This is a genomic window from Viridibacillus soli, from assembly GCF_016612995.1.
GTDB classification, from domain to species: domain Bacteria; phylum Bacillota; class Bacilli; order Bacillales_A; family Planococcaceae; genus Viridibacillus; species Viridibacillus soli.
In genome coordinates, this window is record NZ_JAEOAH010000015.1 from 102,326 (window position 1) to 123,974 (window position 21,649).

A 21,649-nucleotide genomic window follows, 5' to 3' on the forward strand; every position below is an offset into this window, starting at 1 on the left:
AACTGCCACTATAAAAGTGGCAGTCAGGTATTTCATTTTATTCTTCTACTAAACCGTCGATTACTAGCTCTTTTACTGGTAGGAACACTTCGCCGGAGTTAATATATTTCACTTCGACTTTGTCACCTTCTTGTAGATAAATTGCTAGTGGTACGACTTCAGAGCTAACGCTGTAGTTGTCTTTGTTGTCTAACATAAATGACACGGTTGTGAAGTCACCATTTTTTTCTTTATAAACGCGGACGATTTTACCTGTAGTGCTTGCCACTTCTTGTTGAGAGCTACCATTTACGGAGCTTCCGCCACGACTTAAGATTGCTTTATATTGTCTTAATGCCTCATTTGGTGTTGCACCTGAAACTGATAGCTCAGGGTTAGCAGCTGAGACGATGAAATAGTTTTGTAAGAAACCATTTGAATCTAGTACTGGTGTTAGCCAGCTTGCTTCACCGTAGAAGTTGTAGATGATCGGCATTTGACCGTTCCATTTTTTCTCGATGAATTTCTTTTCGATAATTTGTAGGGCACCTTGAGAATCCATATACGCTTCCTCTTGGTTTCCAGTGTAATAAGTTGCTTCTCCAGTGCGACCATTTGTTAATGAATAGCCGAGCATTGAATCGACACCTTCTTTTGGACTTGTAAAGTCTGTGAAGTAATACATATCACCATTTTCATCGAATATAGGGCTGACATTTGCTTCTGTTCCTTCATCTGAAGGTAATTTTACATCTTTTTTACCGAATTTACTGTTCCAGAAACCGTGAATATAGTTACCGAAATAACTGTTTTGAAGGCTGACTGCTTCTGGTGAAATAGCACCGTCGATGAATTCAGGGACATCTTTTAACGCAAAAGTTTGGGATTTACCTGTTTTAGCATCGACCATGACGATCCCTTCTGCATCGAAGCCGTTACGAGCTGTTATGAATTTACCGTAAGAACGGATGTAATATGGAGTACCATCATCATCTATTTCAAGTTGTGGCTCGCCGTAGAAAATTTTCGTCGGGTTTTCTAAACGAATATGACGAGCAACATTGTAATTTAAAAATGAAGATGTTGTATATTCCATTTCCGCTTTGATAAATTTTGGATTATCGGAAGAGTCTGTAGCGCTCATTGTGAAATATCCCGGTGTTACTTTTCCCTTCGTCCATTTAAAGAAACCAGAGAATTCAACCGGTGCAATATACACAAATTCGCCGTTTACCTTTTGAATTTGCAAACTACCTAGTTCATAATAACTTGTATTTGGCACTTGGCTAAATGCCTTTTTCATCTTATTGCGTACAAATTTTGGTGGTACGCTAGCAGGTGTTTTTGTTTCGTCAAATGCTTTCAATTCAACTTTTTGAGCCATCTCAGCTGATTTGTACTTATCATTCGCATTTAATAAAGGTGCAGATAAAATATACACTGCAAAACCTAAGCTTCCTAAAAACAGAATGCCTTTTAAATTGCGTTCCATACCACTTGCAGACCATGCTCCAAGTGCTGTTAAAATAATCATCGCTGGCCATAGAAGAGTCCAGTTTTGGTCAATTTTCAGAACATAGTAAACTGTAGCTGTCGCAATTAACCCAACTATGAATACAAAAATGAAAAATTGTAGTTTGAATTTGGCTTTAAAGTCGCCATCTTTTGTTTTACTCGTAATCGGTACGATTAATAGTCCAGCTACCGCTGCTACTATCGCCGACATTATCAATGTAGCAATCATTTTGATCATCCTTTCACATATCTATTTTACGATACAATCGGCAGAAAGTTTCAGTAATATTTTTTATAAAAAAAGGTTTTAACTGTTTGGAGCAAGAATACTCTTTTAATGGAAGGAGTTAAAAGAGTATGAATCAAAAAGTTCTCATTGGCTTAACCATTATTTTAGGATTCATTTATATCTGCTTCATTCCAGCAGAACCTGTTGCTGTGAAGCTTAGTTTCAAAGTAATTCCAATGCTTCTCATTATTTGGTTAGCTTCTCTTCAACAAGTACCCGTAAATACACGTTATAAAAACTGGTTATTACTTGGCTTGTTATTCTGTATGATTGGCGACGCGACGCTCCAATGGTTTTTAATTGGTTTGTCGAGCTTTTTAATCGGTCATATCTGCTATATCGTTGCATTTATAAAGCTTAAAAAGAAAGCAATAGCTAAGCCTGCAGCCATTCTTTTATTACTTTACGGTGTCTTCATGGTCGTGTGGATTACCGGTACTGTCTTTAAATCTGGGGACATTGTTTTAGGCATTGCAGTTATCGCGTATATTGCTGTTATATTGACGATGGGTTGGACAGCTATCCAGACTGGTTCAAAGCTTGCTACGATTGGGGCTCTATCATTTATTTTTTCAGATTCAATACTTTCGATTAATATGTTTATTACAGAAGTACCATTTTCACATGCACTTATTATGGTGAGCTATTACGGTGCTCAGCTTTTATTTGCCATAAGTATTCCTTATTATTCCGTCATCCGAAAGAAAGTGTTAGAATAGTGACAATGCTTTTACTTTAAGGGGGATTTTCCAACATGAAAGAAACAGTGATTGAACGACTAGTACGTTATGCACAAATCGATACACAATCTAATGCTGATAGCGAAACAACTCCATCGACTGAAAAACAATGGGATTTACTACATGTACTTAAGAAAGAATTAGCTGAAATCGGTATGATTGACATTTCACTTGATGAAAATGGCTACTTGTTTGCAACACTTCCAGCTAATTCAGATAAAAAACTACCAACAATCGGTTTCCTTGCACATGTTGACACTGCAACTGATTACACTGGTACAAATGTTAAACCACAACGTCATGATCATTACGACGGTGGTGATATTCAATTAAATACAAATACAACTCTATCTCCAAAAAACTCACCAGAACTTGCTAATTATGTAGGTCAAACGTTAATTACAACTGACGGGACGACTTTACTTGGTGCAGATGATAAAGCTGGAATTGTTGAAATTATGACAGCGATGGAATATTTAATTGCGAATCCTGACATTAAACACGGTAAAATCCGCGTTGCTTTCACACCAGATGAAGAAATTGGACGTGGCCCACATAAATTTGATGTGGATGCATTTAACGCTGATTTTGCTTATACAATGGATGGTGGCCCACTTGGTGAATTACAATATGAAAGCTTCAATGCCGCGGGTGCAAAAGTGACAACTTATGGCGTTAGTGTACACCCTGGCTCTGCAAAAGATAAAATGGTGAATGCTCTAACAATGGCTATTAAATTCCAATCGTATATGCCTGCAGATGATGTACCAGAAAAAACAGCTGGCCACGAAGGGTTCATTCACTTAATGAACTTCAATGGCCATATTGAAGAAGCTAACCTTTCTTATATTATTCGCGACTTTGACCGTGACAAATTTGAGGCGAAAAAGCAATTATTCAAAGAGGCAGAAGAAAAGATTAAAGCCGAATTCGGCGATACGGCCATTGTTGTTAAAATAGAAGATCAATACTACAATATGGCTGAAAAAATTGAACCTGTAAAAGAAATTGTTGATGTAGCGCACAAAGCAATGGAGAATTTAAATATTAAACCTCTAGTTTTACCAATTCGTGGTGGTACTGATGGCTCTCAACTTTCATATATGGGAATGCCAACACCAAATATCTTTGCTGGTGGCGAAAATATGCATGGTAAATTTGAGTATGTTGCGGCTGAAACAATGGTCAAGGCTACTGAAGTCATCATTGAAATTGTCCAATTGTTTGAGCAACAGGGATAATGTGAATCGATAGGTAGGTGGCATTGTGAAGGAAATTGCTTTAGGCGTCTTGGCGTCATTATTTTTTGCTGTAACATTTATTTTAAATCGTGTGATGGAGTTAGATGGTGGGAGTTGGCTATGGAGCTCTTCACTACGATACTTTTTCATGCTTCCCTTTTTACTCATTATCGTAATGTACCGTAAAGGTATGCAGGCGTTGACGCAGGAAGTGAAAAAACAGCCTGGAGCTTGGCTATTATGGAGCTTTGTTGGGTTCGTCTTATTTTATGCTCCGCTAACATTTGCGGCAGCATATGGACCTGGTTGGCTCGTATCTGGTACATGGCAATTTACGATTGTTGCCGGCGTATTATTAGCCCCCTTTTTCATCATAACGCTCGGTGGGAAAACAATACGGCAGAAGATCCCTCTCGTATCACTGCTTATTTCGAGCATTATTTTAGTAGGTATTGTGTTAATTCAAATGCCAAGTGCCAAAACTATTTCGACCGAGAATTTAATGCTTGGCATTTTGCCAGTTATAGTGGCAGCATTTGCTTATCCACTTGGCAACCGTAGGATGATGGATGTGTGCGATGGTCGCTTAGATACCTTCCAACGTGTTCTTGGCATGACAATCGCATCACTGCCTGCTTGGATCATTTTAGCTGTTATTGCAGTAATAACAGTCGGTTTACCTTCTACAAGCCAAGTGATTAATTCCCTTCTTGTTGGGATTAGCTCAGGTGTTATTGCAACAATCCTTTTCTTTATCGCTACTGATCGCGTCCGTGGAAACCAAGGAAAGCTTGCAGCAGTTGAAGCAACACAATCGACTGAAATTCTGTTCGTTATTGCCGGAGAGATGATCATCCTAGGTATTCCATTACCTGAACCACTTTCTCTATTCGGCTTAACTGTCATCATCATCGGAATGTTCTTACATAGTTATTACACAATGCTTATGAAGAAAAAACAAACGCCCACGCCGAAAACTTTGATTAAAAGTCAAGGAATTAGTTAAAAACCTTGATAACAATGTAGATTTATTTAATTTCACACATTATAAAGCGTAAAAAAGAAGGTTAGGTGAGCAGCGTTTGAATTTGCTCCACCTATCCTTTTTTTGTTCACAAATAATAAAATTGTATAAAAAAATATAAAGTCGTTTAAATGTGGGTTTGAAATAAAGTTTGATTATTTATAAAATAGATTGATAATTTGTAATAGTATTTGATTAAAATCATCTCTCCTCTATAGATTTAATAGAGGTGAGATGATTTTTTTATTGGATATTTATGTTAAAATAAACATATAGATTGTGAAGAAATGTACCTAAACTACCATGAAAATTAATTTCTTCAAGAAAAAAAGGACAATACTTAAGAAGACCCCTGCTTAATCGTTAAAAAAAGAGGAGAGCGTACATTAATAAGACTATTGGTTTCGGTGGACTACTAGTATTGACTCCTCTAACCATTTTCATTCTCTGTGGTGCAGCACTATTTTGTGCTGCATAGATGGCTAACGGGCAGGTTAGTTTAACAGTGTTGTTTAACTTGTGTTCAACAATCGGGCCAGCTTGTTGCACAGTTTACTTTGGGTAGGATGAGAGGATTCAGTAATGAAAAAATTGATAAGTACAATTTTAAAAACAATTATCTTTTTTATAGGATGGGTAATTTTAATTTCTTTTACTCCTGATCTACGAACAGAAAACCAGGCATTATTACGATTATGGTGGGAATTCACCCCACTTGCAGTAGTTATTTTATTCTCTATTATTTTTATTTTAGTAATAGAAAAACGTAAAGTTCAGATTCCCGTAGGTTCAAGATTCTTTAAAAGTTCTTTAACAGGTGTTGTAATAGGTGTCTTATGGTTGGGTAGTGTGGTTGCTGTTCTTTTACTTACAAAAACAATGAGTTTACAAGGTCAAAATAATATTGACCACATATGGATTTGGATTTTGGCATTGTTGTTGAACGTTGCAATGCAAGAATTGTTGTTTAGAGGCTATTTGTATCAATTATGGAAGCAAAGATATAATATTGTTGTGGCAACTGTTTTAACGACTATATTATTCACTGCGATGCACGGTGGAGCATTTGAAGCAGGTATTTTACCAGTATTAAATGTTTTTTCAACGAGTGTATTTATAACATTATTATTGGAATACACGGGAACAATCATAGTACCCATAATTGCTCACTTTATTTGGAATATAGTTGGAGCAATTATATTGGGTGGCATTTCCGTGGCAAGTGATTATCCAAATCTTTTAGACAGTACGTTTCAAGGAAATTCATTAATCTCAGGTGGTATTTATAAAATTGAGGGTAGTATTATCGTCTTAATTGTAAATTTAATTCTAATTATATGCTTGCTGGTATTGAATAAAAGAAGGTCTAGTGTGGGGTTATAAAAATAAGCGTATTACAACAAACATGGCGCTATTGTTGAATTAGCGTCGCTGTTCTTATTAAACAACTTTAAAGAGCCTTACTACAATAAAATGTAGCAAGGCTCTTATATTTTCATATCAAAATTAAATAACTTTATTATTGCTTTACAGTCGGTTTAAAACAAATTTGTACTGTTTGAAATAAAGTCGTGATGTTTGTAAAAAGTTGCACCGTTTTGAGCGTATCAAAATCAAGAGAATACTGTTATATCAACATTTGTACTCTAAACGAGCATATTTAAAGTAATATTTCACCATCCAAAATGAAATGACAGGCACCCTAGGCTACTTGAAACTCGTTTTTGATTTGTTCAAGAGAAATACCATTTGTGGTGGCTGTATGTAGAAATTCAATGATACTGGCGAATTTGTTCTTTCGTACGAAATGGATTGCGTAGGTAAATATCGTGCCGTGTAAATCACTTAAAAAGAGATATATAAATTGGACGAACAACCAGTAACGTAAAACCGCACGTTTACTACGGACTTGGACGCCCTGAAAGCCAAGATCCTTTTACTTGTTGGAAGTACGTTTTAATACGCCAACGTATACTATAGTAGTTCAAAATTTCTACGTCATTTAACTCCGTATCGGTACTTAAAAAACAACGCATATTACTGGCTTCATAGGTTCATCGGCCGACCAACAGCGCACCATGATCTAGATCGTTTAGTGCCCCTTCATAGCGATACACACGATACGATTCACGCCCAATCGTCACGAGATGGTGTCTGCCTCTTTGATAAAAGTGGCGAATTGTTTCGCTTGAATCCGGATGCCTTGCGGATATAAAATACGGTTCGTTTTGAGGGCACCAATCAGATGTTGTCCTTGTTTTAAAGCTGTTTCGATGATGGTATAGCGGAAATTTCCCAGCACAACAAAAAACGATAAGCTGATGAAAGCCTACCGTTCCAGTCTTATCGATATACTCCTAAACTTTTTGAGGGGGGCTTAGGAATACAGTAAAGTGCTTAGCTAAAATTTTGGAGAAAAGTAGCTAATTCAATTCCTTCTCTACTTGCTATGTTGTAAAGGAGGATATTCTCTTTATATGACAATGATAATCATTATCAGTTAAATAGTCAAGCTTTTTTATAGAAATTATTTTTAAATTCAGTTAAATAACAATCGAAATTCTCCATATATAAGACTCATTCAATTAGAATCCTTTGAAGTTATTTTTTTCAACTCTTGAAGAGATGAATTCCTCCAAGACCTCATATATTTATCTATAAATTGATCAAAAGTAGCATCCATAATAATCCCCTCTACTGATTATTTAATATTTCTCTTTATGCTATTTCTCCTGTAATCAATGGCTTAGCTAAAGTTAATGTTCTTCTGTTTATGAATAATCAAACGCTATTTCACTAAATTTTCAAAATTTTAATGTATATTATTTTAAGAGGTGATTTATATGGGTTCTTTATCGAAAGATCAAAGACAACAACTAAACGCATATAGCGTATATACAAGTGAGCCTTCTACTGTGCTCTTCCGGTTGGATCAACTGCAAGACGATGCATTTCTTCCCGATTTTATGAATATTATGCATACACTCAGTGGCGTAACTTCTAAAACAATTGCCATTTCCTATTTTACAAGACGTTACGGCATGTTCATCGCTATGCAATTTTACATGCTTAGTACATATGACGAAATTTGGGATAGTGCGGTTTCTGCTATCCATTTTGGTGCGCGTGAAGAATTTGGAAAGGCAGCACTTTGCACATTTGTAAATGAAAATGACTGGAGGGTTGTTAATGATGATGAGCGTGAGGTCGTTATTGAGCATATCTTGCTGACACAGTGTCATGAAATCATCCAGCAGCTACGTAAAATTACGTCCGTTTCCCCATTAATGCTATGGGAAAATATTTTTGGCTATATGCTTTGGCATTTCCATACGCTACTTTCAAATCCAGGAACTGAAGATCCGGCACGTATTGATTTAGACATTTTGGAGGATGATAAAGTATGGGCTAATTTCGCATCTCATTCCAATTTTGCAAAATATACTGGCTGCCAACACCCATCTAAATTAATCAATATGCCAGTTCGTAAAACATGTTGTTTCTCAAAAGATATTCCAGGTTGGATGCAATGCGGTTTCTGCCCTTTAAAATAAGGGCCTTTTATAAATATATGAAGAACAGTTAGAAAAAAATGGCGTTTTTTATAAATTACAGGATAAATTACCCTTTACAATTTCCAATTTCAGTATAAACTAAGAGTGTATATTCTTTCTCTAAGGAAACATTTTTGTTTACACGACAATTTATGGGGTGAGGGGAAACTGTGGTGAAAAATAGAGAGAACGATGGTTTTATACGTTTTCAAGGACCTACCGCTGAAGCTGTGTTAAGGGGTGATGTGAAAGGTTTCAGACGAATTTTACCCTTTCTAGGTCCTGCTTTTATCGCTGCCGTCGCATATATAGATCCAGGTAACTTTGCAACAAATATTACAGCCGGTTCTGAATACGGCTATTTACTATTATGGGTAATCGCCGTTTCCAACTTAATGGCCGTTCTTATTCAATCTCTTTCTGCAAAACTAGGAATTGCTACTGGACGAAACTTACCGGAAGTTGCACGTGATCGTTTTTCTAAAAAAACATCTGTGGTTTTATGGATACAGGCTGAGCTCGTCATTATGGCGACCGATCTAGCTGAATTTATCGGTGCAGCTCTTGGTTTATATTTAATATTTGGCATTCCGATGCTTCCGGCAGCTCTCATTACAGCAGTTGGCTCATTTGCTATTTTAGAATTACAGCGCCGTGGTTATCGTGCATTTGAAGCAGGTATATCTGGGATGGTTTTAATCGTTGTAATAGCATTCGCCTTCCAAACATTTATGGCGAAACCAGACATGGGTAGTGTCATTTCAGGCATTTTCACACCACGCTTTGAAGGTGTGGATTCTATTTTACTTGCTACCGGTATTTTAGGTGCAACTGTTATGCCACATGCAATTTATTTACACTCTTCATTAACACAAAGTCGGGTTATTGGACGCACTAATGAAGAAAAGCGGAAGATTTTCCATTTTGAATTGATCGATATCGTTATCGCCATGGTGATTGCGGGTGCGATTAATATGAGTATGTTGGTCATAGCGGCTGCTGTTTTCTTTAAAGAAGGTATTGCTGTTGAGGATTTAGATGTAGCATTCAATGGCTTAACTCAAGCAATTGGCCCACTGGCTGGCATTTCATTTGGACTTGGATTATTGATTGCAGGTCTAGCGAGCTCTTCTGTCGGTACGATGGCTGGTGATATCGTTATGCAAGGATTCATTCGTAGAAAAATCCCTATTTATTTACGCCGCGCTATTACAATGATGCCTCCACTAGCAGTTATTGCATTTGGTGTTAATGCAACATACGCACTCGTTTTGAGCCAAGTAATTTTATCATTTGGCATCGCCTTTGCACTCGTTCCTTTAATCATCTTTACGAGTAATAAAAAGATTATGGGCGAACTCACCAATCACAAAGTAACAACGATTCTAGGTTGGATTGTCGCGGCAATAGTCATCTTCTTAAATTTATATTTACTTTTTCAAATGGCTTTTGGTGCATAATCAGAAACTGTTTCGAGCACACTGCTTGTTATAAAGGAGTGTGATGAAATGGAAAGACCGCCGATTCCCGATGATAAAAAGATTTTTACTGAGATGCCTTATTTGGATAATCCTGATGTCGTCGCTACAGATTCTATTAGCTTGTTCGATTTACATGAGGATATGCGAACCGTCGATGCCATTCCTGTTGAAGAGTTAAATGACTTAGTAAAAGATGAAGACAATCATCACGGAACAAAATCAACTTCATCTACTATACGTAAATACACACGTTCGAAGGAAGATACAGAAACTTAAGGATGACTATCTCTCTAAGTATTGGATAGCAAATTGGATAAAATAAAACCGTACATAAAGTATATACAAATACTTTATGTACGGCTTTTGCTTATTCTTTTTGATAGCTGTTCCTACAACTAAAAATAAATTACCGAATAAATTCTTTCGGGATGTCTGGTTGAGCTCCCATTCTCGTTACAACAAATGCCGCTACGATTGTAGCATATGTAATAGCCTCTATCAGTGAATCTTCATGACATAATGCAACTGCTAAAGCCCCGTTGAAAGAATCTCCTGCCCCTGTCGTATCAACGGCCTCTGCCACCTGAGCTGCTACAAATCCACTTTCTTCGGAAGTCATATAAAATGCACCTTTACTTCCGAGCGTAACAACAACTGCATTTACACCCTTCTCTAACATGACATGACATGCCTTACGCAAATTTTCTTCCGAGTCGGCTGCAATACCTGTTAGTAACTCAAGTTCTGTTTCATTAGGTGTTAGAATCGATACCTTTTGTAACAACGAGTTTGGAATATCACGTGCAGGTGCTGGATTCAAGATAATTTTCGTACCGTTTTCATATGCAAGTTTCGCAGCCTGTTCTACTGCTTCTATAGGAATCTCCAACTGTAATAACAATATATCACTTGTTTCAAAAATACCTTTTGACTCCTTGATTTGCTCAGGTGTCACAAGAAAATTAGCTCCAGGGAATAGGACAATTGAATTTTCGCCTACATCAGAAAGCTGAATAATTGCTTGGCCTGTTGCTCCTTGAGAAGAAATAGCTTCAGTATTAACACCCTTTCTCTCCATGTTCTCTTTCGCACGAATGCCGTGATCATCAGCCCCAACGCTCCCAACAAATTTAACATCAGCACCTAGCTGCCCTGCAGTGACAGCCTGGTTAGCCCCTTTTCCACCGAAAAACAAATCATGTTTTGTACTATGAATTGTTTCACCTTCTTTTACGATATGGGGAACTGCATATACAAGGTCGATATTAATACTACCCGCTACGATAATGTTTTTAGTCATAATTCACTTCACTCCTTTATGGCATGACTTTTTCTAAAATCGCTGCTAATAGTTAAGCCTTTTTTATACCCCTTCAGTTAAGAATACTAATTTGCAACTAGGGATGGCTTTAATCAGTTTATTTCTAAATGTATCTATAGAACAAAATAATTCTACTAATTGAAAGAAAAACTACTCAATATCCAAATAGATATCCAGTAGTTTATAAATACTTCGCAATTATACTAGTTGTTTTCCGATTGTGTTTACAGCACTAAAGAATAATTCGATAAATCCTTCACGATTAACTGTATGAAGTACTTTAACATTTGGCGCCTTACCTGTTTTCCCTACATAATCGACAATTGTCGAACCCGCTGTTAAACGCCCTTCCAACTCTACTTCTACAAAATAGTCTCCGCCTTGGAATAACTCTGGCTCAACTAAATAAGCAACTGCACATACATCATGAACTCGAATTTGCTCTTCAAAATGAGGTGTATGGAAAGGTGTTTGTGATTGTGTGAATGTATAGAATTTCATCATCTCAGCGACTTTTTCAGCAAACGGAGTACCTGACTTGCTTAATCGCACCATTTCATCAAGGGTAATATATGCTTTATGTGTTACATCTAAACCACTCATAACAATCGGTAGACCTGAACGGAAAACTAATTCTACAGCATGTGGATCAACAAAAGCATTGAACTCAGCAGTTGTTGACATATTACCACCTACAGCAGCTCCCCCCATCCATGAAATCATTTTAATTTTCGGTTTAACTTCTGGATGTGCAAATAATAACGCTGCTACATTTGTTAGTGGGCCTGTCGCTACAATTATAATTGGCTCATCGCTAGATAGTAGCGTCTCACGAATGGCATTTACAGCTGAGCGCTCACTTGCTTGTAAAGTTGGCTCTGCCCATTTCACATTGCCTAAGCCACCCTCACCATGAATATCTTCAGCCACTTCCAATGTGCGGAACATAGGCGCATCAAGACCTCTAGCTACTTCAACATCTTGTTTAATATAAGTTAAAAAACTAAGTGCGTTATAAGTTGTTTTATCTTGTGATAAGTTTCCAGCTTCAGTTGTTACAAGACGAATGTCTAATTCTGGTCTCGCAAAAGCCAGCGTTAACATCATGGCATCATCGATTCCTGGATCACAGTCTAGAATAACAGGGATTTTTTTCAACACATTCACTCCTCATTACGGATACTACTATTGTTTCATAGTAATCCTGCGTTTTCTTCAATAAATATTGTAACCTTTTTTGAAGCTTATCTCCTCATTTGGTGAGGGCCTTAAATTTTATTTATCTTTATTTCTACCATTTTCTCTATAAAAAAAGCCACTTCTTTTATCAGAAATGGCCAATACTAGTTAAGTTCTTTTATACTCCACAAGCCAGTCGTCATTCACCATGAATAGCTGTACGCCAAGCCAGCCTTCTTTCAATAATCGTTGTTGCTCTGCTGTATCACTCATTAATACATGGCATGCCTCACTGAAAGGCAAATTCTCTTCAGCCGTTTTTTTGAAAAATACATAACGAAGCTTGCCTTCATATTTTAATTTCAAAGCAGCAACCATCATACCTTGAGAAAATTTATCCTTTAAGCTTGGGATGTTGAATGGCTTCACTGTTGCACAAATATAGTCAAAGCGACCCACATCTACCTGTTCCATAATGACTCTAGCCAATGTTTTTTGTAGCCCAAAGCCACGATAATTAGGAGACACATTTGAAATTTCTTGATATAACACACGTGATAATTCTGATTCTGCTACACCGCAATCACGACCAAGATGTTCATCATCAATATCTGGCTCAAGTAATGCGCGAAAAGCTATAAGCTCATTTGCTACGAATGCGCCAATCATTAAGCCGTTGCCACCAAGAATATTTTCAAATTCCTCTTGTGTTAGGGGCTGTAGTACGGTTTGATCAGGCAGTGCGTTATAGACAATTGTTTGCAACTGTTGCAATGCTGGTAAATGCTCATTTGACAATAAGCTTATATCAAAGGGTGTTTCACTTAGCTGACCTTTATATATGCTGTTCATCGAAGTCCTCCTCTAGTTGCTATTTCACGACATGTGAGTAGTGGCAAAGTTCTTGTAGTACAGCTTCATCTACATCAACGCCTAGTCCTGGGCGCTCCGTTAAACAAATGAACGGTACATCATATTTTAAGTTACCAACATCTTTAGAGAATTTTAATGGTCCTGTTAACTCGACACTTGTCATAATTTTTTTCGAGAAGGCAACGTGGAAGCCTGCTGCAGAGCCAATTGATGATTCAACCATTGAGCCGATTTGGCATTCAATTCCTGCCATTTCAGCCATATTTGCTAGCTTCATTGCAGGGTAAATACCGCCACATTTCATCAGTTTAATATTTATTTTATCAGCTGCTCGTTTGGCAATGATTTCACGCATTTCTTTTACGCCATGTAAACCTTCATCAATCATTAATGGTATATCTGTTTTTGACTTTATTTCTACCATTGCATCAATATCGTCTGCTATAACTGGTTGCTCTAACCAATCTAAATCAACGTCACGTAATGCACGTAAACCTCGTAAAGTTGTTGCACTGTTATTCCAACCTTGGTTAACATCTACACGGATTGCAATGTCAAAACCAACGCGGTCACGTACTGCTTGAATGCGTTCTACGTCCTTCATTACTTCCGTGCCGACTTTCATTTTGAATGAACGGTAGCCCTGCTTCACACAATCTTCCGCTTCATTGGCCATTTTTTCAGGAGTCCCAATGCTTAATACATGTGTGATTGGGAATTTCTCATGATAACGCCCACCAATTAGTTGATAGACAGGTACATTTAATTTTTTTCCTGCGATATCAAAGCAAGCGATATCAATTGCTGCTTTTGCGGCAGGGACTTGGTACACAGCCTTATCCATCATTACATGGATCTTTTCGAATGCCATTGGATCTTGACCAATCATTAATGGTGCCAGTTGATTTTTTAATACTGCGTATGTGCTTTCCCAAGTCTCACCTGTAACATGCTCATCCGGCACAGCTTCACCGTAGCCTACTATACCTTCATCCGTTGTCATTTTCACGATAATAGACGGCATTGTTGGATATGTGTCATAGCTAATAATAAACGGTTCGATCAATGGTAATTCTATAGCAAAAATTTCAATTTCGGTAATTTTCATTTTATTTCACTCTTTTCTTTACAAGTTATTTCACTGCTGATATAGTTGTCGTTAAATAGTCGCTAATTGTATAAAAAATATAATAAAGGAGCTGCACTCTATGCCAACAAAAATAGCAGTTATTTGCTCAAAGGCTTTTATGAATCGTCTTACTAGTATCGCACATGAAGTGCCACATATTCAATTAGATTTTTATATTTATAATTCATACGAAGAAACATCTAGCTTGATGAAGCAAGTGAAACCTTGTGATGTGTTGTTATTGGCAGGTACGTTGCCTTATTTATATGCCAAACACTTATTGCGACAATGGCCGATTCCTTGGACGTATTTAAAACAAGATGAAACGACGATTTCGACGACTCTTTTAACCGCCATTTCAAAACGTACCGTGACAATTAATCGACTGTCGATTGATGTGATGAACCCTGCATTTATTCATAACGTTTTGCATGATATCCAATACGAAGATGCAGTACCATTCATACAGCAAATCGATTTAACTACACCAACTGAGCAATTGCTCAAGAATCATATTGCACTGTGGCAAGCACAACAAATTGATTTAGTCATCACAAGTATACACGCGATTCATGATGAGTTAACTACATTAGGCATTCCTGTCATGCGTATGCTTGATCCAAAAAGTTCGATTATTCGTCGCCTTGATGAAGCAAAATCATTATCGCAACTAACGAAATCCGAATCTGCAAAAGCTGTCGCTGGCCTTATTGAATTGCATGAAACCCACGACAATACAATTACAACCATAGAACAGTTGGCCGCTACAATTCATGCTTCTTATCAACTAGTGAATGCTAGTCGTTATGAATTATTTACGACATATGGCCATTTGCAAAAAGCACTCGATCAAAATCAGCTTGAATCATTCTTTACTAATTCGAAGCAACCTGTAAAGCTCGTTTTTGGCTACGGTGAATCAATTTTAGAAGCACAAAAAAATGCCCAACAAGCCCTACACTATGCGTCACCTAATGCTATTTCTATCTTGAATGAAAACAAAGAACTTCAAGGACCTTTCCCTAAAGTAACCACAACATTATCATTACAAACAAAAGATCCTTATGTCGTTCATATGGCAAAAGAAACAAAACTTAGCCCACTCAACATTTCGAAAATTATGGCCTTTAGTAAAGCAAGACAGTCGTTACAATTTACAGCTCATGATTTATCGGAATACTTACAAGTGACACGCCGTACAACCGAGCGTATTTTGAAAAAACTTGTTGAACACGACTATGCTAAAATCGTTGGAGAGGAAATGACCTACCAACAGGGAAGACCTCGTGGATTATATGAGTTGAATTTTTCGACCTACCTTTGAAATCAAAGCCTTCTAGAAATTTAAAACTCTAGAAGGCTTTGATTATCTATTAATCTAGTACAGGCATATTGTTCATACTATCGTCCTCTTTTAATTTTTCTCCTTTCCCTTTTAATAATTCCTGTTCTTCGGGAGTTAGCTTAACGATAGAAAAACCAGTATAGCCGTAAATTATTGAAAGAATTGGTACAGTAAAATTCAAAATCGCATACGGTGCATACTCTAAAGCGCTTACACCAAGCGTCGCTAGTATAAATACACCGCATGTATTCCATGGGAAAAATACCGAAGTTAAAGTACCTCCATCCTCCAATGTGCGCGAGAGATTTTTAGAATGTAAACCTCTATCTCTATAAACCTTGACGAACATACGAGATGGTACAACGATTGATATGTATTGCTCTGAACAAGTTGCATTTGTTGTAATACAAGAAGCAATTGTCGCAGCTACTAAACTGCCCGTTGATTTTGCTGCTTTCACAATAATATTCATCATTGATTGAAGCATACCAGAATACTCCAATACACCGCCAAAAGTCATCGCAACTAAAGTCATTGAGACAGTGAACATCATTGAATCTAAACCACCACGATTAAACAATTCATAGACCATTTCATTGTCAGTTTCTAGTTTAAATCCTTCTTGCAAAGCATTCACTGCATCTGCTGGTGCTCCGCCCTGCACGAAAATTTGCGCGATAAAGCCTAGTAAAATCCCAATAATTAAAGCTGGTATTGCAGGCACCTTTTTTGCCACTAATACAATTACCATTACCGGTACTAATAGTAACCATGGAGAAATAACAAAGCTTTCTTGTAAAACACTTAATGTTCCTTCAATTTTTTCAACATTCATTGAAGATGATGCAAACTGACGACCTAAAATGCCAAAAACAACTAATGAAATAATTAATGCAGGAATTGTTGTATAAAACATATGCTTAATATGATCAAACAAATTTGTATCTGTTAAGCCCGCAGCTAAGTTCGTTGTATCAGAAAGTGGAGACATTTTGTCACCGAAATAAGAGCCAGAAATAACCGCGCCTGCAATCATTGCAGCAGGAATCCCCATACTCAAACCAATACCCATTCCAGCTACACCAATTGTAGCCATCGTCGACCATGAACTACCAATAGCAAGTGATACAACTGAACAGATGATCATAATCGTTACTAAAAACCATGCTGGTGAAATAATCTTCAAGCCATAAAAAATCATCGTTGCTACGACCCCGCCACCAATCCAGGCACCAATGGTTAATCCGACTAACATAATTATTACAATTGCAGGTAATGCAAGACGTATCCCCTTATACATCATGCCTTCAATTTCTATCCATTTATAACCATGCTTCCATGCAATAATCGCCGCTACAATTGTCCCCACAATTAAGGGCACATGTGGACTTTGTTTTAACATAACAACGGTTACTAACATCGTCATAATCATAATCAAAAATGTTAAACCAGCCCAACCTGCACTAATCTCCTTTTTCATTCAGCAAAACCCCTTTGTGAAAATATGAATTGTTTAGAATAGTCTATAAATAATCACTATTATAATAATAGTAATAGCCACTTCTTTTTGAGTCAAACCTTTTTTTGAAAGCGCTAGCATTTCCTGCACATAAACTAGATAAATTCACCTAATTATATTCCTGAAAAATAAAAAACCTATGCAAAGATTTACTTCGCATAGGTTCTTAAATTATTTCGCTAGAGTTTTTGATAGTACTTTCGCCAATACTTTGGCAGCGTCTAGTAATGACTCTTTTTCGAAAGTCATTTTAGGATGATGTAAGCCTGGTGCTAAATTAGCTCCAATACCGATCATTGTCGCTTTTAACTCCGGCTTCAAAACGGTATAAAAATGGAAATCATCACTGCCAGGTGTTACAACTGGTGATGCTAAATGTTCTTTACCTAGCACGTCAATAATCGCCTCTTGCGCCATTTTTGCAGCCTCCAGAGATACTTCTGCACCTGGTGTTAAGTCCGCCCAGTTCCAAGTAATATCTACATTAAATTGTTGCTTGATTGCTTCTAATCCATGTTCAACATGTGATTGTATCTCTTTTAATACAACGTTTTTCTGTGCACGTACATCCATTGTGAAAGTTGCTCCACCAGGAATAATGTTAATACTCCCACCATCTGCAACAATTTTCGTTAATTTCACTGAATGTGGTTCAAAAGGCGATACATAAATATTCTTCACCATTTGTTGAACAGCTACTGCAACATCGATAGCATTTTGCCCTTGATGAGGACGTGCGCCATGTGCATCTGTACCGTGAATTGAGCCTTCTAAAAATACAGCTGCTCCGTGGTGAATAGCCGGTGATACATGGCCTAACGGAAGTTCTTCAATCGGGCGTAAATGCACACCAAATAAATGGGACACTCCTTCCACTGCACCTCTTTCAAAAGCTGCAACCGCACCGTTTCCTTTTTCCTCAGCAGGCTGGAATATGAAACGTATACGATGATTTAATGGCTGATCTTTTAAATGTAAAAGAGCACCTAAAACCATCGATATATTGGCATCATGGCCACATGAATGATTTGCGCGCCACTCCCCGTCAACCTCTTGCCATAATGCATCAATATCAGCACGTACTGCGACAATATCTTCCCCTTCGCCGATTTCTGCCAATAAGCCTGGGACATCACCGAGAAGTCGATAAGAAATGTTCAGCTCATCTAAAATAGATGCTAATTTTTTCGTTGTCTCATGTTCTTCCCAGCTAATTTCAGGATTTGCATGAAAATGTTCAAACCAATTTAATATTTGTTCATCAATTGTCATGTATAACACCCCATCTGAATCACATCATACTGCAAAATTGCCTAGAGTTCTATCCAATTACGTTATCATATGCAGGTATAATTATTTTTTTTCAATAAAAAAACAGCCCTGGAAATCGGCTGTTCATTTACTATAGTTCTGTGAAAAAGCCTTCTGGATATTGCTCTCTATCATACTCATAGCAACTTTCCTCATACTTTACATCCTTCGTTTGTAAGTCAAAATCCTGGTCTACTAAATACGTTTCAAATTTAGAATTCTTCATTTTCATACCTCCTTTTAAAATTGAATTTTCTGATTTTTTAATATTACAATGTTCCTCGCAATAAATCAACCTCTATAACCTAAATAATTTTAATTTTCTTTCAATTCATAAATACTAAACCTTGTCCAGCATTTTACAGTATACTAATTAAAAGAATATTTATACGAAGGAGATTGTTTATGAGTCCTTTTTGGATACCAATTGTTGCGTTACTAATTCCTATTGTCGCTATTTCCACAAAAGCCTACAATGACCGCCTGAAAATTAAGCACAATTTTATACACAACAAAATAGAACTCGAAAAATTGAAACAACAAAGCTTTATTGCTGAAACAGAGAAGCTACGTTTAGAAATTGAAAAAGTGCGTACAACATCATTACTACCCAATGATGAACTATTAGATTATAAACCGATCCAACCAGACCTGAATCTAGAACCTACTCCAATTTCTTTTAAAGAAACAAAATAAAATCACGGCCGCTCTAAGGGCGACCATGATTTTTCTTTTTTCCAAAAACAACATGCCAGCCTATGACAATCGCTGCAATTAGTAACAACGTATAAATCCCTCTTGCATATGGAATATTAGCGATAAAAAAGTGAACAAGAGCAAAACCACCAATAACAAACATAGCCATAAATAATTTCATCGTATTATTATCCTGCGTTAGCTCATGTGAAGTTGAAAACGGATATGTCTCGCCATTTAAAATCACATAAGAAATCAACGTTATCAAAATGCCCACAAGGAAGATAATAATTATATCTGGAATGACCTCCCATGAAAACAACAATGCAAAAGCCATACTAATAACGATAAATGCTGGAAAGAACAGTTGCATAATTGCTGCTTTTAACGCACTGCTATAGAGCATTTTATCATTGTTAATTGGTGCTGCACGATAAATCCAGCTGCCCTTATATTTGCCTGAAAACCTCAGTAAGTGAACAACAGTTGGAATCATCAAAGCACTGAAATACACTGGAAATACATTTTCATTAGCTATTGTTTCTTTAAAAGAGTACATCCTTACTTCATTAAAGAACATAACAAACGGAAAAACGAGTGCAAAACCAACTTGCGGATATGCCTTTAACTTAAATTCTCTCTCTTGACGCATCATTAGCGCTGCAAATCGGTAAAATGTACGCTCCTGAGGATCACGGCATAAAATTTTCGCGCACCACTCCTCAAACGGACGTGACTTCCCTTTTGTTCGCACTGAATCACTCAATAGTTTTGATAAACTGCGCTCAAATGCCGGCATCAGTTTAATATATAATCGTAATGCTAGCACTGGAATGACAATGCCACATGCCATTAATACAAACAGCGATGCCGAATAATTATGATTCAGTAGCACTTCAAATGGTGCACCGTACCAAAGGGGAGGTAATAATATATGCCACCAATGAAATGTATATTGTATATTCACTTGTGATAGCTCAAATGAATGTGCCATTACTTGATAACTAAGCATAACTGCAATTGCCAAAAAGATTTGCACATAATTAATAATATCTTTTAGCTTTTCACCACTAAAGAAACGCAATATAAATAAGTAAACGAAGGCGGTAACCACAACGACTAAGCTACCTACAAATAGTACACTTACTAAGAAAATAAGCCCGTAAAATAGTCCATAACGGTACACTCCTACTGCAAACGGAATAACGACAAAAGCGCCATTCAGTAATACTAAGTAAATAACGATATGCATCAATTTTGCCGCACTTAATGTGCGATTACTAACTGGCTTTGGTTGTAGTATATTTTTATCCCGCACATCCAACAGCACTGCTGAGAAGTCCGAAACCATTGTCGTAACCGTGATGAACATTAGCATTGTGAACATCATACTTGTCGCAAACATATATTGACTCTTTAAAAACAAAAATGGGGTTAATAATAAAAGTCCATAAAATAAATATAACCAGAGCGATTTCAAAAACTGATTACTCTCTTTTTTCTGCTTGTATCCATTGAAAATAGCTGGCATACGGCGGCTATCCATCGTCAGCTTCAGTTGGATAATCTGTCTCATAATAGGGTAATCGATATCAAATTTCTCAAATACACCTCGAAAAACATCCAGTACTTTTAACGATTTAAAATCATTCATGCACTCGACCTTCTCTCACAATCTCAACAAAGCGCTCAGCAATTTCACCTTGCTCATTAAAGCCTGTCATTTGATTGAAAATTTCCTCGAGCGTTCCCTCCTTACCCTGCTCTTGTAGCTCCTCAAAACTGCCATCCGCTACAACCTTACCATCAACAAGAAGTATAATCCGATCACTAATCTTCTCAACAACCTCCATAATATGAGAAGAATAGAAAACAGTCTTACCTTCCTTGGCAAGCTTCGCTAAAATCTCCTTCACAACGAGTACACTATTCGCATCTAGACCACTTAAAGGCTCATCATAAAAAAGTAAATCCGGATTATGCAATACGCTCGAAATAATCAGCACCTTTTGACGCATTCCCTTTGAAAAAGAAGACAAACGTTGATGAAAAGCTTGCTCTAACCCAAATTGAAACATCAGTTGATATGCTTTATTCTCCGCTTCTTTGCGCCCTAAACCGTACATTTCTCCAGTAAAAGTCAAATACTCCGAGGCTGTTAAATGGTCATATAGCTCTGCTGTTTCAGGCACATAACCAATTCGCCCTTTATATGTATAATCGCCATCAGCAATATCTTTGCCGAAAATTTCAATTTTACCTGTATAGCCTTCAATCAGACCAAGCATCAACTTCACCGTGGTACTTTTCCCAGCACCATTTGGCCCGATATAACCAATAATTTGCCCCTTACCAACCTCTAGATTAATGCCATTTAATACTTGTTTAGTACCAAAGCTCATCTCAACATTTTGTAATCGTAAAATGGGTTGATCTATCATCAAAAACAGCTC

The 21,649-nt window shown here is 37.1% G+C and carries 19 protein-coding genes; 9 read left to right on the forward strand and 10 right to left on the reverse strand.

Annotated elements, in window-relative coordinates; all coding sequences use genetic code 11:
- Positions 1 to 37: 37 nt before the first annotated feature.
- Positions 38 to 1,723 (reverse strand): hypothetical protein, encoded by a 1,686-nt coding sequence (locus JFL43_RS11880; protein ID WP_200749206.1) that lies wholly within the window; start codon positions 1,721 to 1,723, stop codon positions 38 to 40.
- Positions 1,724 to 1,851: 128 nt separating this feature from the next.
- Between JFL43_RS11880 and JFL43_RS11885 the strand changes: the two genes are divergently transcribed.
- The 7 genes from JFL43_RS11885 (at position 1,852) to JFL43_RS11915 (ending at position 10,099) form a co-directional block, all read left to right on the forward strand.
- Complete coding sequence (locus JFL43_RS11885) at positions 1,852 to 2,502, forward strand: lysoplasmalogenase (protein ID WP_200749207.1); 651 nt, start codon at positions 1,852 to 1,854, stop codon at positions 2,500 to 2,502.
- A 35-nt stretch (positions 2,503 to 2,537) separates the two neighbouring features.
- Entirely contained in the window at positions 2,538 to 3,764 is a 1,227-nt protein-coding gene (pepT, locus tag JFL43_RS11890) for a peptidase T (RefSeq protein ID WP_200749208.1), read from the forward strand.
- 25 nt (positions 3,765 to 3,789) lie between these two features.
- Positions 3,790 to 4,770 (forward strand): DMT family transporter, encoded by a 981-nt coding sequence (locus JFL43_RS11895; protein WP_200749209.1) that lies wholly within the window; start codon positions 3,790 to 3,792, stop codon positions 4,768 to 4,770.
- Between the two features lie 600 nt (positions 4,771 to 5,370).
- The gene (locus tag JFL43_RS11900) at positions 5,371 to 6,171 is read left to right on the forward strand and encodes a CPBP family intramembrane glutamic endopeptidase (RefSeq protein WP_200749210.1); all 801 of its coding nucleotides are present in this window, start codon (positions 5,371 to 5,373) and stop codon (positions 6,169 to 6,171) included.
- A gap of 1,460 nt (positions 6,172 to 7,631) precedes the next feature.
- Complete coding sequence (locus tag JFL43_RS11905; RefSeq protein ID WP_200749211.1) at positions 7,632 to 8,342, forward strand: Fe-S oxidoreductase; 711 nt, start codon at positions 7,632 to 7,634, stop codon at positions 8,340 to 8,342.
- Between the two features lie 200 nt (positions 8,343 to 8,542).
- Entirely contained in the window at positions 8,543 to 9,802 is a 1,260-nt protein-coding gene (locus JFL43_RS11910) for an Nramp family divalent metal transporter (RefSeq protein WP_325166675.1), read from the forward strand.
- A gap of 48 nt (positions 9,803 to 9,850) precedes the next feature.
- Positions 9,851 to 10,099 carry a hypothetical protein gene (locus tag JFL43_RS11915; RefSeq protein ID WP_100795002.1) on the forward strand — a complete coding sequence of 83 codons (249 nt, stop codon included), beginning with the start codon at positions 9,851 to 9,853 and terminating at the stop codon, positions 10,097 to 10,099.
- Between the two features lie 130 nt (positions 10,100 to 10,229).
- Here the strand turns inward: JFL43_RS11915 and rbsK are convergent, their stop codons facing one another.
- From rbsK to JFL43_RS11935, 4 genes are all read right to left on the reverse strand, one after another.
- The gene (rbsK, locus tag JFL43_RS11920; protein WP_200749213.1) at positions 10,230 to 11,123 is read right to left on the reverse strand and encodes a ribokinase; all 894 of its coding nucleotides are present in this window, start codon (positions 11,121 to 11,123) and stop codon (positions 10,230 to 10,232) included.
- Between the two features lie 219 nt (positions 11,124 to 11,342).
- On the reverse strand, positions 11,343 to 12,302 hold the full coding sequence (locus JFL43_RS11925) for a nucleoside hydrolase (protein WP_200749214.1): 960 nt from the start codon (positions 12,300 to 12,302) through the stop codon (positions 11,343 to 11,345).
- Between the two features lie 189 nt (positions 12,303 to 12,491).
- Positions 12,492 to 13,175, reverse strand: coding sequence for a GNAT family N-acetyltransferase (locus tag JFL43_RS11930; protein WP_200749215.1), 684 nt, complete (start codon positions 13,173 to 13,175; stop codon positions 12,492 to 12,494).
- Between the two features lie 19 nt (positions 13,176 to 13,194).
- Positions 13,195 to 14,304 carry a mandelate racemase/muconate lactonizing enzyme family protein gene (locus JFL43_RS11935; RefSeq protein WP_200749216.1) on the reverse strand — a complete coding sequence of 370 codons (1,110 nt, stop codon included), beginning with the start codon at positions 14,302 to 14,304 and terminating at the stop codon, positions 13,195 to 13,197.
- Positions 14,305 to 14,404: 100 nt separating this feature from the next.
- Here JFL43_RS11935 and JFL43_RS11940 point away from each other — a divergent pair, with 100 nt between their 5' ends.
- Positions 14,405 to 15,649, forward strand: coding sequence for a hypothetical protein (locus tag JFL43_RS11940; RefSeq protein WP_200749217.1), 1,245 nt, complete (start codon positions 14,405 to 14,407; stop codon positions 15,647 to 15,649).
- A 49-nt stretch (positions 15,650 to 15,698) separates the two neighbouring features.
- Here JFL43_RS11940 and nhaC read toward each other — a convergent pair whose 3' ends face one another.
- The 3 genes from nhaC to JFL43_RS23060 form a co-directional block, all read right to left on the reverse strand.
- Positions 15,699 to 17,150, reverse strand: a complete 1,452-nt coding sequence (nhaC, locus tag JFL43_RS11945; RefSeq protein WP_200749218.1) for a Na+/H+ antiporter NhaC — start codon at positions 17,148 to 17,150, stop codon at positions 15,699 to 15,701.
- Between the two features lie 210 nt (positions 17,151 to 17,360).
- Positions 17,361 to 18,461, reverse strand: a complete 1,101-nt coding sequence (locus JFL43_RS11950) for an amidohydrolase (RefSeq protein WP_200749219.1) — start codon at positions 18,459 to 18,461, stop codon at positions 17,361 to 17,363.
- 130 nt (positions 18,462 to 18,591) lie between these two features.
- Positions 18,592 to 18,726: a hypothetical protein gene (locus JFL43_RS23060; RefSeq protein ID WP_267907792.1), complete on the reverse strand. Its 135-nt coding sequence runs from the start codon at positions 18,724 to 18,726 to the stop codon at positions 18,592 to 18,594.
- Positions 18,727 to 18,905: 179 nt separating this feature from the next.
- Between JFL43_RS23060 and JFL43_RS11955 the strand changes: the two genes are divergently transcribed.
- On the forward strand, positions 18,906 to 19,196 hold the full coding sequence (locus tag JFL43_RS11955; RefSeq protein ID WP_200749220.1) for a hypothetical protein: 291 nt from the start codon (positions 18,906 to 18,908) through the stop codon (positions 19,194 to 19,196).
- A gap of 13 nt (positions 19,197 to 19,209) precedes the next feature.
- On the opposite strand, the gene JFL43_RS11960 is transcribed toward JFL43_RS11955, so the two are convergent.
- Both JFL43_RS11960 and JFL43_RS11965 read right to left on the reverse strand, forming a co-directional pair.
- Complete coding sequence (locus JFL43_RS11960) at positions 19,210 to 20,850, reverse strand: hypothetical protein (RefSeq protein WP_200749221.1); 1,641 nt, start codon at positions 20,848 to 20,850, stop codon at positions 19,210 to 19,212.
- Positions 20,843 to 21,637, reverse strand: coding sequence for an ABC transporter ATP-binding protein (locus JFL43_RS11965; RefSeq protein ID WP_100795012.1), 795 nt, complete (start codon positions 21,635 to 21,637; stop codon positions 20,843 to 20,845). Before JFL43_RS11965 ends, JFL43_RS11960 begins: the two co-directional genes overlap by 8 nt.
- Between the last annotated feature and the right edge of the window lie 12 nt (positions 21,638 to 21,649).